This is a genomic window from Hymenobacter sp. AT01-02 (genome assembly GCF_000961955.2).
Taxonomy (GTDB): domain Bacteria; phylum Bacteroidota; class Bacteroidia; order Cytophagales; family Hymenobacteraceae; genus Hymenobacter; species Hymenobacter mucosus.
Window position 1 is genome coordinate 35,022 of sequence record NZ_JZIR02000038.1, and the last position, 14,005, is coordinate 49,026.

General features: G+C 57.5%; 16 protein-coding genes. 7 read left to right on the forward strand and 9 right to left on the reverse strand.

Annotated features, from left to right (window positions below):
• Positions 1-47: 47 nt before the first annotated feature.
• Positions 48-755, reverse strand: a complete 708-nt coding sequence (locus VI25_RS13235; protein WP_045689246.1) for a ComF family protein — start codon at positions 753-755, stop codon at positions 48-50.
• A 236-nt stretch (positions 756-991) separates the two neighbouring features.
• Between VI25_RS13235 and VI25_RS13240 the strand changes: the two genes are divergently transcribed.
• Genes VI25_RS13240 through VI25_RS13250 form a run of 3 tightly spaced genes read left to right on the forward strand, consistent with a single transcriptional unit; the run spans position 992 to position 2,560 of the window.
• Positions 992-1,372, forward strand: coding sequence for a carboxymuconolactone decarboxylase family protein (locus VI25_RS13240; protein WP_045689247.1), 381 nt, complete (start codon positions 992-994; stop codon positions 1,370-1,372).
• A gap of 3 nt (positions 1,373-1,375) precedes the next feature.
• A complete protein-coding gene (locus VI25_RS13245; protein WP_045689248.1) occupies positions 1,376-1,738 on the forward strand; it encodes a hypothetical protein in 363 nt (120 codons plus the stop codon).
• 51 nt (positions 1,739-1,789) lie between these two features.
• A complete protein-coding gene (locus VI25_RS13250; protein ID WP_045689249.1) occupies positions 1,790-2,560 on the forward strand; it encodes an exodeoxyribonuclease III in 771 nt (256 codons plus the stop codon).
• A gap of 72 nt (positions 2,561-2,632) precedes the next feature.
• Here the strand turns inward: VI25_RS13250 and VI25_RS13255 are convergent, their stop codons facing one another.
• The 8 genes from VI25_RS13255 to VI25_RS26935 form a co-directional block, all read right to left on the reverse strand.
• On the reverse strand, positions 2,633-3,910 hold the full coding sequence (locus VI25_RS13255) for a protoporphyrinogen/coproporphyrinogen oxidase (protein ID WP_055562565.1): 1,278 nt from the start codon (positions 3,908-3,910) through the stop codon (positions 2,633-2,635).
• 44 nt (positions 3,911-3,954) lie between these two features.
• Complete coding sequence (locus VI25_RS13260; RefSeq protein ID WP_045687700.1) at positions 3,955-4,632, reverse strand: DUF3365 domain-containing protein; 678 nt, start codon at positions 4,630-4,632, stop codon at positions 3,955-3,957.
• Positions 4,633-4,806: 174 nt separating this feature from the next.
• The gene (locus tag VI25_RS25870; RefSeq protein WP_201783297.1) at positions 4,807-5,226 is read right to left on the reverse strand and encodes a hypothetical protein; all 420 of its coding nucleotides are present in this window, start codon (positions 5,224-5,226) and stop codon (positions 4,807-4,809) included.
• The gene (locus VI25_RS25875; protein ID WP_201783298.1) at positions 5,196-5,585 is read right to left on the reverse strand and encodes a hypothetical protein; all 390 of its coding nucleotides are present in this window, start codon (positions 5,583-5,585) and stop codon (positions 5,196-5,198) included. Before VI25_RS25875 ends, VI25_RS25870 begins: the two co-directional genes overlap by 31 nt.
• Positions 5,539-6,105, reverse strand: coding sequence for a hypothetical protein (locus tag VI25_RS25880; RefSeq protein WP_201783299.1), 567 nt, complete (start codon positions 6,103-6,105; stop codon positions 5,539-5,541). The genes VI25_RS25875 and VI25_RS25880 overlap by 47 nt, the downstream gene beginning before the upstream one ends.
• 72 nt (positions 6,106-6,177) lie before the next feature.
• Entirely contained in the window at positions 6,178-7,122 is a 945-nt protein-coding gene (locus VI25_RS13270) for a homoserine kinase (RefSeq protein ID WP_045687699.1), read from the reverse strand.
• A gap of 19 nt (positions 7,123-7,141) precedes the next feature.
• On the reverse strand, positions 7,142-9,313 hold the full coding sequence (gene thrA, locus VI25_RS13275) for a bifunctional aspartate kinase/homoserine dehydrogenase I (protein ID WP_236705051.1): 2,172 nt from the start codon (positions 9,311-9,313) through the stop codon (positions 7,142-7,144).
• Positions 9,313-9,585 (reverse strand): hypothetical protein, encoded by a 273-nt coding sequence (locus tag VI25_RS26935; protein WP_236705052.1) that lies wholly within the window; start codon positions 9,583-9,585, stop codon positions 9,313-9,315. Before VI25_RS26935 ends, thrA begins: the two co-directional genes overlap by 1 nt.
• A 484-nt stretch (positions 9,586-10,069) precedes the next feature.
• On the opposite strand from VI25_RS26935, the gene prfA reads away from it, so the two are divergent.
• The 4 genes from prfA (at position 10,070) to VI25_RS13295 (ending at position 13,933) form a co-directional block, all read left to right on the forward strand.
• Complete coding sequence (prfA, locus tag VI25_RS13280) at positions 10,070-11,140, forward strand: peptide chain release factor 1 (protein WP_045687698.1); 1,071 nt, start codon at positions 10,070-10,072, stop codon at positions 11,138-11,140.
• 159 nt (positions 11,141-11,299) lie between these two features.
• A complete protein-coding gene (locus tag VI25_RS13285) occupies positions 11,300-12,811 on the forward strand; it encodes a hypothetical protein (RefSeq protein WP_045687697.1) in 1,512 nt (503 codons plus the stop codon).
• A 4-nt stretch (positions 12,812-12,815) separates the two neighbouring features.
• The gene (locus VI25_RS13290) at positions 12,816-13,238 is read left to right on the forward strand and encodes a secondary thiamine-phosphate synthase enzyme YjbQ (protein WP_045687696.1); all 423 of its coding nucleotides are present in this window, start codon (positions 12,816-12,818) and stop codon (positions 13,236-13,238) included.
• Positions 13,239-13,345: 107 nt separating this feature from the next.
• Positions 13,346-13,933, forward strand: a complete 588-nt coding sequence (locus VI25_RS13295) for a hypothetical protein (protein WP_045687695.1) — start codon at positions 13,346-13,348, stop codon at positions 13,931-13,933.
• The last annotated feature ends 72 nt before the right edge of the window (positions 13,934-14,005 follow it).

The following is a 14,005-nucleotide window of genomic DNA, read 5'->3' on the forward strand; positions in this document are numbered from 1 at the left end:
CCTAGCCAATCCTTGATGGAGGGCAGACCTTGTAGTGAAACGTCTGGCTATCTATCGGCAGAGGCAATGGTGGCTATGCTGACCTCAAAGGCCCCAGCTGCTAGCAAGGCGGCGGCGCAGGCTTCCAGGGTAGCGCCGGTAGTCAAGACATCATCTACTACTAGAACGCGTTTGCCGAGGACGCCGCTTGTATCGGTCACTTCAAAAACAGCCGCTACGTTTTGCCAGCGCTGAAGTCGGTTTTTGCGCGTCTGAGAGTCCGTATAACTAGTGCGACGGAGTGCAGCTGCGTGCCACGCGCAACCTAAGCTAGTGGCTAACCCTTCGGCAAAGCTATCTGACTGGTTGTAGCCGCGCTTGGCTAGCTTCCGCGGGTGCAAGGGCACCGGCACAATCAGGTCGAACGCGGAGGCAAACCCAGCTTCGAGAAGCTCGTGGCCGTACCAGCGGCCTAGCACGCGGCCCACGTCCTGCTGGCCCTGGTATTTCAACTGGTGTAGTAAATGCTGCACACGGCCGTGTCGTAGAAACCGCAAGTAGCTAAGCGAATGGCGGACAGGAAGCTTACCCCAGAACCGCTGCGCCAGCGGGTTCTCCGCAATAGGCAGCTTGTGATAATCGGTGTAGGGTAGTTGCGCGCGGCAGTCGGTGCAGATATGTTCCTCTCCCCGCCCCAGCGACGCTTCGCAACCCAAACACACCCGCGGGAAGATCAAAGAGAAGAAGTCGGTTAGGACTGCTGGTAGGGGTAGCATAACGGGACAACTACAGTGGGTAGGCACCCACGAGGTAAATAAATAGATAACGCTACGGATATGCTTCTGCCGGAAATAGGTCCTCGCAGTGGGTTGGGTAGAACTTCTCCTTAATTTTAAGGTTTTAACCTGAATCCGCCAAGGCTATCTGCTACCTATACACTAGGGAAAGTTGCCGGCGGAATAATTGACACTCAGGTTGTCAATTGTTTCTTTTCCAACCAGTCTACCTCTCCATGTCACTCGTAACCGAATTCAACGACTACCGTCAGCGCATGAACGAAAAAATCTTGGCGGCTGATAATAAGGTCATCAAGCGTTTCTTCAACCTCGACACCAACACGTACCAGGAAGGCGCCCTGAACGTGAAAACCAAGGAAATTGTGGGCTTGGCCTGTTCCATGGTGCTGCGCTGCGACGACTGCATTAAATACCACTTGGGTAAGTGCTTCGAGGAAAAGCTGACCGACGAGGAAGTGTATGAGGTATTTGCCATTGCCAACCTCATCGGAGGTAGCATTGTAATTCCGCATTTCCGCCGGGCCGTAGAGTACTGGGAAGCGCTGAAGGAAGAGGCGGCTTTGCCAGCACCACCCCACGCGGAACACAGCTCCTAAGGGATGTTGAACCCAGAAGAAACCGAAGCGCAGTTTGAACAGCGCTGGTGGGAGCTAATGAACCAGATGCGGGAGCGTTTCGGCAAAAAGCCCGATCTAAACGCCTTGCTTTTGCTTATTGGCGTGCAGGAACTCGGGCAAGGTGCCGGTCCGTTTACCAAAGAGCAGAAGCAGGACTTAATGCACATTGCTACCTGCAAGCTGTTCAGCCTTAGTGGCTATTACGAGCTGGAAACGGTGGATGCTGATGGGTGGCCTCACTACCGCCTGGTGCGCGCCGTGCCCTTTGCCAACCTGAAAGAGCAGGAACGCATGCTCAAATGGCACATGCTGGAATACTTTGACTTAGAAGACGCTGAAGAGTAAAGGCTTCAAATACACTTTGGCTTAAGCAGGTAGTTCAACACAAGAAAGCAAGTGAAAATAATTTCTTACAACGTAAACGGGCTGCGTTCAGCCCTCAGCAAAGGCTTGCTAGAGTGGGTGCGCGAAGCGGATCCCGATGTGCTCTGCCTGCAAGAAATAAAGGCCGGGCGCGAACCGCTGGACGTGTCAGGGTTTGCAGCTCTGGGCTACCATGCCTACTTACATCCGGCCCAAAAACCGGGGTATAGCGGAGTAGCCACCTTCTCGAAGCAACAACCCTTAGCCGTGGTAGAAGGCTGTGGACAAAGTATATACGATACGGAAGGCCGTGTACTGCGCCTCGATTTTGCTGATTGCGCGGTGCTGAATGTCTACATGCCCTCGGGCACGAGCGGACCGGAGCGCCAGGCTTTTAAGGTAGCGTGGCTGCATTTCTTCCGGCGCTACGTGCGCGAGTTGCAAGCCGCCGGTGCCCCCCCTTTGGTTATTGGGGGTGACTTTAACTGCTGCCAGCGGGAAATTGACTTGCATAACCCTAAGGCCAACCAAAACAGCACCGGCTTTACCCCGGAGGAACGGAAGTGGTTTGCCGATTTGCTTCAGGACGGCTTTACGGATAGCTTTCGGCACCACCACGGCGACGCCACGGGCCACTATTCCTGGTGGACCTATCGGGCGGGTGCCCGCGCCCGCAACGTAGGATGGCGCCTTGACCATTTACTAGTGGATACGGAGCTGGTGCCCCGCGTTCAGGAAGCTCACTTGCTACCCGATATTGTGCACTCTGACCACTGCCCCGCTCTGTTGGTATTCAACTCTTGATTGAGCAGATAGGCACGCAACAGGCCCACCGCTACGAGTAGCGGTGGGCCTGTTGCGTGCCTATCTGCTGGGTTACGTTGCACTGCCAATCATTTCGGCTACCTCACGCCCCGTAGCTATGGCGGCGTTCAGGGAAGGATAGGCGGTGTAGTCGCCACACCGGTATAGGTGTTCTTCCACTTTGAGTGCTTGGCGAGCTGGCTGTCCGGCGGAATATACGGGTAGGGCGTGTGAGATAGGATAGGTGCGCAAATGACGCCAGGTAGCTGCCTCGGGACCAAACCAAGCCGTAAGTTCTTGGCGCAAGCGGGCCGTAAGCTCTTCTTCGCTAAGCATATGCTCACCCTGTGTACTCACTGAAACGAGTGTTTGACCAGTAGGCGCGTAGTCTGGCGCTACATCGGAGGGGACGCTGACGTTGTGCGCCAAAACATTGTGGGCCGCATTCAGGCGTAACAGCTTGTCGGCTCGGCCGGGAGAGTGGGCGGCGGCAAAGTAGGTGCACGTGGTATGTCGCCAAGCGGGGGCGCTGGCTTCGGAAACGGAGGCAGGTAGCAGCCGGGCCGCGGCGGCTCCATCAACGGCCACTACTACAGCTGTTGCCTCAATGGTTTCATCGGTCCAGAGCCGAACGGTGGTGCCCTGCACGGAGTCTACGGGCGTATTCAGGCGCACCGAGCCGGCGGGTAAGCGCTGGGCTAGCTGCTCGGGAATCTGTTGCATTCCCAGGGCTGGAACGGCCGCCTCGCCCTGCACAAATTGCTGAAAAACAAACTCAAAGAAGTTAGCGGCCGTGCTGAGTTCTCGGTCGAGGTACACTCCTCCGAAGAAGGGCCGGAAAAACAAATCAATGATCTGCTCGCTCCAGCCATAACTACGCAGGAACTCAAGGGTAGTCTGGCTATTGGTGGAGTTGCGGCTGATGAGCTGGCCGCTGGCATACTTGCTGACGTGTCGCACCAAGCTCAAAATGCGCAGTTTATCCTCCAAGGTGCCAATGGGCGAGGTAAGCGCCGAAAAAGCTGCCGTTGGCTTCTGTAAGGGATTTTGCAACGTCGTCTGGCGGCCATCGGGCAAACGAATGACGGCTCCCGAGGCAAAAGCCTTTAGTTGCAGCGCCCCGTAGTCGATAAGGTGCTGCACCTCCGGGTACTTGGTTAGCAGAATCTGGAACCCCCGGTCGAGGCGGAAGCCATCAGGCGTCACGTCGGTGCGCACCCGGCCGCCTACCGCGTCGGCAGCTTCCAGCACCAGCACGTGGTGGCCAGCCCGGTGGAGGTAGCAGGCACAGGCCAAGCCAGCCATGCCGGCGCCAATAATAACGATGGGTTTTTCAGCAGTAGTCGTCATATGCTGCCCAAACTGCAAAACCGCCGCGAAGGTTAGGGGTAGCCTTAAAACAATGGCTTCCGCTTCTTCATAATTTTGCGGGTCTTCATCGTCCAAAATTCGGCTACGCCAGGCCGTTGCAGGGTGGCGCGCCACACGCCCATGCCCTGTCCCAGTTGATAACCCGTTGCCTGATCCTGCGGATACCGTTGTTTGATAAGCGCTAGGTCTGCCGGAGTAATATCTTGGCCTGGTGCCCCGTGGCAGCGCAGGCACAGCGCATCTTGCAGCACTACCACCCGCTGGTAGGTAAAAACCTCCGAGCTGGGGCGGGCTACGCGTCGGGTGGTATCGGCGGAGTTTACCTCGGCGGCCGCTAGTGCTGCCCGGTGCGCCGGGTTGCGCGGGCGCGCACTGTACCAAGTTAGCTTTGCTTGCAGCACCTGGGCCAGAGAATCGGTAATTGGGAGGGAATCGGGGTTGCAATAGGGGAGGGCGGCTGCTACGCCACCCGCCGCAAGTTTCTGCGCCAGTACCTGCCGCAATTCCCGGTCGGCGGTACGGGTAAGCGAGTCGCCCGCCCAGCGAGTTGCCCGGAGCAGGTCGGCGGGCATAATGCGCTTTACCTGCTGGTTTTCAGCCTCCACGGCCAGCTCCTTGGTATTACTTAAATGCTCAACCTGATCAGGGCGGCAGGCAGCTGTGGCTAGCAATAGTAAGGTGGCGGGAAGAAGAAGACGCATGGCAGGTAGCAGAAGGGATAGTGCAAAGGGACAAACTCCGCATCATTCAACCAAACAAGGCCGCAGATGATTTGGGGCATGCACCTCCGCTACCAGCCAGCCAGCCAGCCAGCCAGAACCCACAGTGGCAACGAGCGCCTAAACTCGGTTCCGGCTGGCCGGTAGGGCAAGGTATTATGTGGTTTCTAGCAAGTAGGCCCGCAAGGCTTCGTAAGTGGGCTCAAGCAAAATGCTGTGTTTCTGCCGGCTCAGCAGCTCGTGGAGGGCCGCTGGTATGGGTACCGTATGGCCCGTAGCCTGCTCCACGGCGTCCGGGAATTTTACGGGGTGGGCAGTTTCCAAGAAAATGCCGGGCTGCCTAGGCTGCTGACGCAAGTAGTCCTCTAGGGCGAAATAAGCCACGGCGCCGTGCGGATCGAGGAGGTAGCCGGTTTGCTCGTGTACGCGCCGGATGGTGGCGGTAGTGTCCGCGTCTGTCACGGAATAGCCACTGAGCAGCTGCTGAATAACGGGGTGCTCATGGCTAAACAGCTCCAGAATACGACTGAAGTTGCTCGGGTCGCCTACGTCCATGGCATTGGAAAGGGTAGCCACGGCCACCTGGCTGAGTAACTGCCCGACTTTAAGTAAGCAGGCACGGCGTCGTTGGCATTGCAGGCCGCCACAAAATGTCCTACCGGCAGCCCGGAAGTATACGCCAGCAGCCCCGCACACAAGTTGCCGAAGTTTCCGCTAGGCACGGCCACCACGGGCGCCGCAGATCCTGCCTGCTGTTGGGCCACGGCGTAGCAGTAGTACACCTGCTGGGGCAGCCACCGAGCTACGTTGATGGAGTTGGCCGAGGTAAGACGTCGGCGGCTCGTAACAGCTTCGTCGCGGAAGGCTTGCTTCACGAGGCGCTGACAGTCATCGAAATTGCCGCGCACCTCCAGGGCGGTTACGTTCTGGCCCAAGGCCGTGAGTTGCTGTTCTTGCACTGGGCTTACCTTGCCCGAAGTAGAGGATAACGACTTCTACTCCCGGTACTCCCAGAAAGCCGCTTGCTACGGCCCCGCCGGTATCGCCGGAGGTAGCCACCAGTACTGTTACGGGGCGCGTTTCGTGGCGGGAGAAGTACCCCAGGCAGCGGCTCATGAAGCGGGCTCCTACGTCCTTGAAAGCCAGTGTGGGGCCATGAAACAGTTCCAGGGCGCTAATTTGCTCTGTTACGGGCACCAGCGGAAAGGGGAAATCGACGGCTGCGGCGCAAATCTCGCGTAGCACGGCCTCCGGCATAGTATCGCCCACGTAGGGTTGCAGCGTGGTATAGGCGATGTCGGCGGGCGACAAGGAGGCAAGGCTTTCGACGAAGCCGGCCGGAAAGCGCGGAATAGATTCGGGGAAGTATAGGCCCCCATCGGGCGCTTGCCCGGCCACGGCAGCCGTGCGAAAATCGGCCGGGGCCGACTGGCGGTTGAGACTATAATAGAGCATGAGTAAGCAAGCAAAAGGAGAGGTAAACCAGCAGAGTAGCCAGAGGAAGGCAGCCCAGAGAAACGACCCGCGCTACGCGGACGGAGGGGCTACTAGTGTCACGCCTTGCTGGTTAATTGTGGTTAGGTAGGTGTGGTGGTCGAGGCCTAGGCGCTCATACACGTCGTGCATTACCGCTTCTACGGCGCGGGCAGTCGCCTCATCTTTGCTGAGCATGAACAGGGAAGGGCCCGAGCCAGAAATGCCACCGCCCAGGGCCCCCGCGGCTTGGCTGCCCTGCTTCACCTCCTGGAAGCCCGGAATAAGAATGCTACGCACCGGCTCGATGATGACGTCTTCAAGGGCGCGCCCAATGAGGTTGTAGTCGTGCTGGAGTAGTCCGGCTACCAGGGCGCCCACATTGCCCCATTGCTGGATAGCCAACTTCAGCGGCACCTGCTGCTTCAGAATCTGGCGGGCATCGGAGGTCTTTACCTCAATTTGGGGGTGTACTACCGTCACGAACAGGGGCGGCGCCGACAAGGGCACAATGTCGGGCCGAGGCGTGGTGGCCCGAATTAGCGTGACGCCGCCGTAAATGCCAGGCGCAATATTATCGGCATGGCGGACGCCAGACGCTACTTCCTCGCCGTACATGGCAAACTCTACCAACTCCGGCTTGCTGAACCGGTTGCCTAATAGTTGGTTAGCCCCTACTACGGCCCCCGCGGCGCTGGCGGCACTACTGCCTATACCACTGCCAGGCTTGATGGCCTTGCTGATGCGCACCTCTATGCCCACCGGCTCTGGCACGGCCCGCAGGAAGGCCAGGAGAGCTGCTCCGGCCACGTTGCGAGCAGGTTCCGTGGGTAGGTTATAGTCGTCTTCATTGATAATGGTGACGCCGGGCTGCTCGGTGAAGCGCAAGTGCATGGTATCATTGGGCTCGTTGAGGGCAAAGCCCAGCACATCAAACCCGCACACTACATTGGCAACGGTGGCCGGCGCCAGCACGGTAACAGAAGAAGAAAGATTCATAGGAGAAGGCATAAGCCGATTACGACTGCACGGCACGAAGAATATCGGCAAACACGCCCGAGGCCGTTACGTCGGCACCGGCGCCGGCGCCTTTGATTACGAGGGGTTGCTCTACGTAGCGGTTGGTGTAGAACAGCACCGCATTGTCCTTGCCCTGCAAAGAATACAAATCGTGGCCGGGTGCTAAGGACTGCAAGCCCACCCGGGCCTTATCGTCGGCGTAGCTGGCCACAAAACGCAGCTTTTGCCCGTTGGCCGCGGCCGCGTCGTAGAGTCCGCGGAAATGGGGCTCGTGCACGGCTAGTTGCTCGTAGAAAGCAGCTACATCGCCTTCTAAGCAGGAAGCCGGCAGAAAGGAGTCGTTATGGATGTCACTCATTTCCAGAGTGCGCCCCGATTCCCGAGCTAGAATCAGAATCTTGCGCGCCACGTCTACCCCCGTAAGGTCGAGGCGCGGATCTGGCTCGGTGTAGCCTTCGTCCTGGGCCTGGCGCACTACCTCGGCAAAGGAGCGCGTGCCGTCGTAGTTATTGAACACGAAGTTGAGCGTGCCCGACAGGACGGCTTCAATGCGGTGTACCTCGTCGCCACTGCGCAGCAAGTCGTTGAGGGTGCCAATTACCGGGAGGCCCGCGCCTACGTTGGTTTCAAACAAGAATTGGGTGTTGAAGTCGTGCGCCAAGGCCTTCAGGCGAGCGTACTCAGCGTAGGCAGATGAAGCCGCTACCTTATTACAAGCCACTACTGCCACGCTACGGGCTAGTAGGGGCGCATAGCCGGCGGCTACGTCGGCGCTGGCCGTTACGTCCACGAACACCGTGTTGCGCAGGTTCAGCGCCAGCAGCTCTGCGGTCAGCTCGGTCAAGTTCATGGGTTGGCCGGCTTCTAGTGCGGGCTTCCAGTTGTGTAGGTCCAGTCCTTCCTCATCCAGCACAAAGCGGGAACTGTTGGCTAGCCCTACTACTCGTAGGTTGAGGCGTAGCTTCTCACGTAGCCAAGTCTGTTGGCGGGCTAGTTGGTCGAGGAGCTTGCGGCCCACGTTGCCTACGCCCACTAGCACCATATTTACTTGGCGGGTAGTGGCTTCAAAGAAGGTTTCGTGCAAGACGTTGATGGCCTTGCGCACATCCTGCTGCCGGATTACAGTGGAGATATTCTTCTCAGAGGAGCCCTGCGCAATAGCCCGGATGTTGATGCCATTGGTCCCGAGTGCTCCAAACATACGCCCGCTGATACCGGGGTGGTCCTTCATCTGCTCACCTACCAGGGCCACAATAGCTAGGTCATCTTCCCGGTACAGCGGATCAAGGCGGCCCGCACTGATTTCGGGCCCGAATTCTTCGTCGGCGGCTTGCTGGGCGCGGGCGGCATCGGCCTTGTTCACAGCCACCGAGATAGAATGCTCCGAGGAGCTTTGGGTTATCAGAATGACGTTGACCTGCTCGCGGGCCAGGGCGGCAAACAGCCGGCGCGAAAAGCCCGGAATGCCGACCATGCCGCCGCCTTCCAGGCGCAGCAGCGTAACGGCCCCAATGCTGGATAAGCCACGCACCGTAGCCTGGTGGGCGGGCGGCGCTACTTCTACTAGGGTGCCTTCATCTTCCGGAGCAAAAGTGTTCTTGATCCAGAGTGGAATGCCCTGGCGCATTACGGGTTGAATAGTAGGTGGGTAGAGTACCTTGGCCCCGAAGTGTGACAGTTCCATGGCCTCCTGGTAGGAAATGCGCGGAATGGGCCGGGCGTGGCGCACGAGGCGCGGGTCGGCCGTCATCATGCCGCTCACATCGGTCCAGATTTCCAGTTGCTCGGCGCCTAGGGCACCAGCAAAAATAGCGGCGGTGTAATCGGAGCCGCCGCGGCCCAGGGTGGTCGTGCTACCATCATGGGTGGCCGCTACGAAGCCGGGTGCTACGTACAGGGCCGCGTCGGCTCCGCTCACGGCTGCCTGTATCTGCGGGTTGGTGGTTGTGAAGTCAACGGCGGCGTGGCCGTAATGGGCGTCCGTGCGAATCAGCTGGCGGCTGTCGAGCCACTGATGAGGCGTGTCTTGGGCCGCTAGTGCCGCCGCTACCACCCGCGACGACAGCAGCTCCCCATAACTTACCAGCCGGTCGAGGGTGCGGGCCGACAGCTCGCCCAGGGCAAATACCCCGTCGCAGATACTTTCCAGTTCATTGCAGTACGTTTTCACTAAGCTGAGCACCGCACTTTGACCCGTGATGGGTAGTAGCTGCGCACCACATCAAGGTGGCGCTGCTCCAGCACTTGCAGGTGTTCTCGGTAGGAGGCATCGGCCGCCGCCGCCCGGCGTCCGGCATCAATCAGCGCATCGGTAACCCCACTCAGCGCCGAAACGACTACCACGGTGGGAGTTCGTTGGGCGGCAGCGTGAGCCAAGGCCAATACGCGTTTAATGTTGTCGGCCGTAGCCACGGATGAACCTCCGAATTTGAGAACCTGCATAGGAAAAGGACAAGAAAAAACCCGCTTCGACCCGGTAGCTCCTGAGGGAGGTTCCGGCGAGGCGGGCGGCGAACAATCAAAAAAGAGAAAGAGAAATCCGCAGCCCGCGTCAGCGGGTTGTTGTCACGGTAATCCCTGTAATAATGACAGCCACTGGGGCCGCCAAGATGCGGGGTACTACAGAAAGGGCTCGGAATGAGGCCATACGTGCGAGGATTGCGGCCGTAAAGTAGGAATTTTTCTGAAAGACCAACGTTTACGATATCGTGAATTTACATTTTCTACCTCCTTCCCCGGCTCTACTCTGTCTTCCTGTGGGGGTGAGGCGGAAAGATTAACGCGCTGTCAGGTGCTTTTTGGGGCCGTTGGGCTAGCCTCGTGGTAAGGTAGCGGTCTGGCCCTCTGCCACAAGTAGTTCCGCGGTCTTTCGGGGCGCCTTCCATTTGCGTACCTTTGCACTCCCAATCCCTTTTCTGCAGGCACGATGCTAGATAAACTAGAGGCCATCCAACAGCGCTTCAACGACGTGAGCGAACAACTCACGCATCCAGACGTCATGAGCGACATGAAGCGCTTCAAGACGCTCAATAAAGAATATAAGGACCTGAATAAAATTGTTGTCGAGTACAAGGCCTACCTGAATGTGCTGGCTAACATCGACGGCGCCAAGGAAGTTATTTCCACCGAGAAGGACGAAGACTTCCGCCAAATGGCTAAGGATGAGCTAGAAGCGCTCTACCCCGAGCAGGAACGCTTGGAAGCCGTTATCAAAGACTTGCTGATTCCTAAGGACCCGAACGATTCCAAGGATATTATCATGGAAATCCGGGCCGGAGCGGGCGGCGACGAGGCTGCCATCTTTGCCGGCGACTTGCAGCGTATGTACATGCGCTACGCCGAAAAGCACGGATTGCGCATGGATTTGATTGATGCTACGGAAGGTACTTCTGGTGGCTACAAAGAAATTATCCTCGCCGTGAAGGGCGAAGATGTGTACGGCAAGCTCAAGTTTGAATCGGGGGTACACCGCGTGCAGCGCGTACCCGCCACCGAAACTCAGGGCCGCATTCACACCTCCGTAGCTTCTATTGTGGTAATGCCCGAGGCCGAGGAACTGGACGTGGAAATCGACATGAACGACGTACGTAAGGACCTGTTTATGTCGTCGGGTCCCGGTGGTCAGTCAGTAAACACAACTTACTCGGCCGTACGCCTCACCCACATTCCTACTGGTCTGGTGGCTCAATGCCAGGACCAAAAATCACAGCTCAAGAACTTCGATAAGGCCTTGCAGGTACTTCGCTCGCGCCTCTACGAGATTGAGTTGGCCAAGAAAAACGAAGCCGAAGGTGCGGCCCGCAAGAGCATGATTGGCGGCGGCGACCGGTCAGACAAAATTCGCACCTACAACTACCCCCAGGGCCGAGTAACGGACCACCGCATAGGCTTCACGGTGTATAACCTGAGCAGCGTAATGGACGGTAACATTGATGATTTTGTGGAGCAGCTTCGCCTAGCTGAAAGCGCTGAACGTCTTAAGGAAGGCGTAGCGTAATAACTTGGCTGGCCGCACGTTTGTCTTCCCAGACGCACCAGAACGTCATGCCCAGGAACGACGCATCTACTCGCTACGGTAGTAATCAATAGTATTACAACGTCAGCACCTGAGATGCACCGTCCCGCGGCATGACGTTCTTTTTTAGCTTGCCATTCTATGCGCTTTCTACTCCCGTTGCTGCTTTTCTTTTCCGCTTTGGCCTTGCTACCAGGGTGCGAACCCAAGGAAGACATCATCACGACGGATAGCAGTGCCAAGCTCGAATTCTCCGCCGATACGGTGAAGTTCGACACCGTATTTGTGACGGTGGGCACGGTAACCAAGCGCCTGTGGGTGTACAACCGCAACCCGCGTGCCGTGCGGGTGGAGGAAATCAGCCTGACTGGTCGTCCAGGGGTAACGTACAACCTCCTTATTAATGGCGATGCTGGCAGTACGGCTAACAACGTAGAAATTAGGGGCAAAGACAGCTTGTTGGTGCTGGTGAGTGCTACCGTAGACCCTACGGCCGGCGACGCGAGGCCTTTTATTGTGGAGGACGACTTACGCTTCCGCACCAACGGCAACAACCAGCAGGTGAAAGTGCTGAGCTACGGGCAAAATGCCTACTTCCACGCCGCTGAAACGTTGCCCTGCAATGCCGTCTGGACAGCCGACAAGCCCCATGTCATCTACGACTACGCGCGGGTGGGCCCCAACTGCACCCTGACGATTGAGCCAGGTACTCGTATATACAGCCATTCGGGCGCCTTTCTGGTGGTGCAAGGACGCTTGCTCATCAACCCCACCTATGCGCCTACCGGCGAGTTGAAACCCGATGATAAGAACATTGTGCGCTTTCAGGGCGACCGGCTAGAGGAGGTGTACAACGAGGTGCCGGGCCAGTGGGGGGGTATCGAGTTTGACCAAGGTAGCCGCAACAACGTAGTTCGCTACACTGAAATTAAGAACAGCGCATTTGGCCTGCTGGCCTATAACCCAAACAATACCCTGCCGCGTCCTAACATATTGGTGGAGAATACGGTGCTGAAAAATATATCCAGCGCCAAACTAGCTTTTGCCAACGGAGGGCTTTCCTTGGAAGGTGCTGGTATTCTGGGTATCTCCGCCGATTTTACGGTGCACAATACCTTGCTCACAAACTGCGGCGAATATGCCGTGTGGGCCGTGCAGGGTGGCACCTACCAGTTTGACTACTGCACCATTGCAAACTATACCCCGCAGTTTCGGCGGGAGTCGTCCTCGGTGTTACTGGCCTCAACTATCAAAATCAACGGGGTGACGCAGCCAGCCGTAGCCCCCAGTTTTATCATGCGCAACTCCATTGTGTGGGGTTCTATTGAGGATGAACTGGCCTTTATTGATGGAGAGCAGTACGCTAGCAACATCAGCATCAGCCATAGCCTCTTGCGCACCAAAGACTACGCAAAAGGGGGAGCACTAGACCAAAGTAAAAATGGTAACATACTGAACCCGAGTGAGTTGAGACGTAGTATCTTCCGAAGCACTCCGTTTCGCTTCCGCGGCAAGGGCTACGATTATCAGCTGGATACTCTCTCGCCCGCTTCTAACCAGGGCGTACCGTTGCCTACTACCATCGACCTGCTAAACCGCCGCCGCAGCGCGAACAACCCCGACGTAGGTGCGTACGAGCGGGTAAATCCATAACCTTATGCAGTTTATTCAGAAGCGCCTGCGGTTGCCGGCTGTCGGTCGGGGTTTTCACTTGGTTACCGATTTGCTGGTGGCTGAGCTGCCAGAGCTAGAGAATCTACGGATGGGTACCGCCCACTTTTTCATTCAGCATACATCGGCTAGCTTGAGCATCAACGAAAACGCGGACCCCACCGTGCGCCACGATTTTGAGCAGTTTTTCAACCGTACTGTACCTGAAAACGCGCCCTATTTTCGCCACACGATGGAAGGCCCCGACGACATGCCAGCCCACATCAAAGCCAGCCTGCTGGGGCATGCTGTGAGCATTCCAATCAGCAACGGAGAGTTGGCTTTGGGCACCTGGCAGGGAATTTACTTGGGCGAGCACCGGAACCATGGCGGTCGGCGCTGGGTGCTTGCCACACTCATGGGGCAGTAGCACCAGTTGGACGCCCCAGGGCCACTGCTGGGCGACGAACTACCACAAAGGCAAGCCATTGGCGAAGTAGTTGCGTATAAACGAGCGAAGCTCATTCGCCTATTGTCATGCTTACTGCCTTGTTGCTTACTTCTGCCACGTCCTTATCAGCTGCGCTACTGTACGCGGCGGCGTTGCTGGGTCCTGATCAGCAAGGCCCCCGGAATTCTAGCAGGCAGCAGGCCGAAATAAACCCAACCGCTACGGCGCACACGGCCGGTGCACCAAGTCGGTCTGGGGTAACAACGGCCCGGTTGGTTCGTCTCACCAATGATTCTTTGGCTGGGCAACCCTTTGGAGCCGAGCCAACGGTAGCAGAGCTACTGCTGGATGGAGGCAAAGTAGTAGCCCGTCGGCCCTGCCGCAATTTGCACGAGGCTGGGCAGGTAGATACAGTGCTTTTGTTGCGCCATCAAGGCAATACTTTTGAGTTTTACCGTGCGGCGGAAAAAGACCTGTTGCGTGACGCTGCCATTACAAACTTTCAGCCTTCATACGCTCGCCGCCTACGTACGCGCATGGAAGCCGCGCACCGTCCGGCTACGGGTGTTTCTGAGCAATTACGCATCGGGGATACCGAGCGCACCAACTATGTGTCGGTTCTGTACCAGGGCGGCCGGCTAAGCGCCGTACACGTAGAACCGTACTTGGATTAAGATAAGGCGCTGAGCTCAACCACTAAGAAATTGGTTGAGCGTAATCACTGAGCCATGCTGTTACCCAGGGAA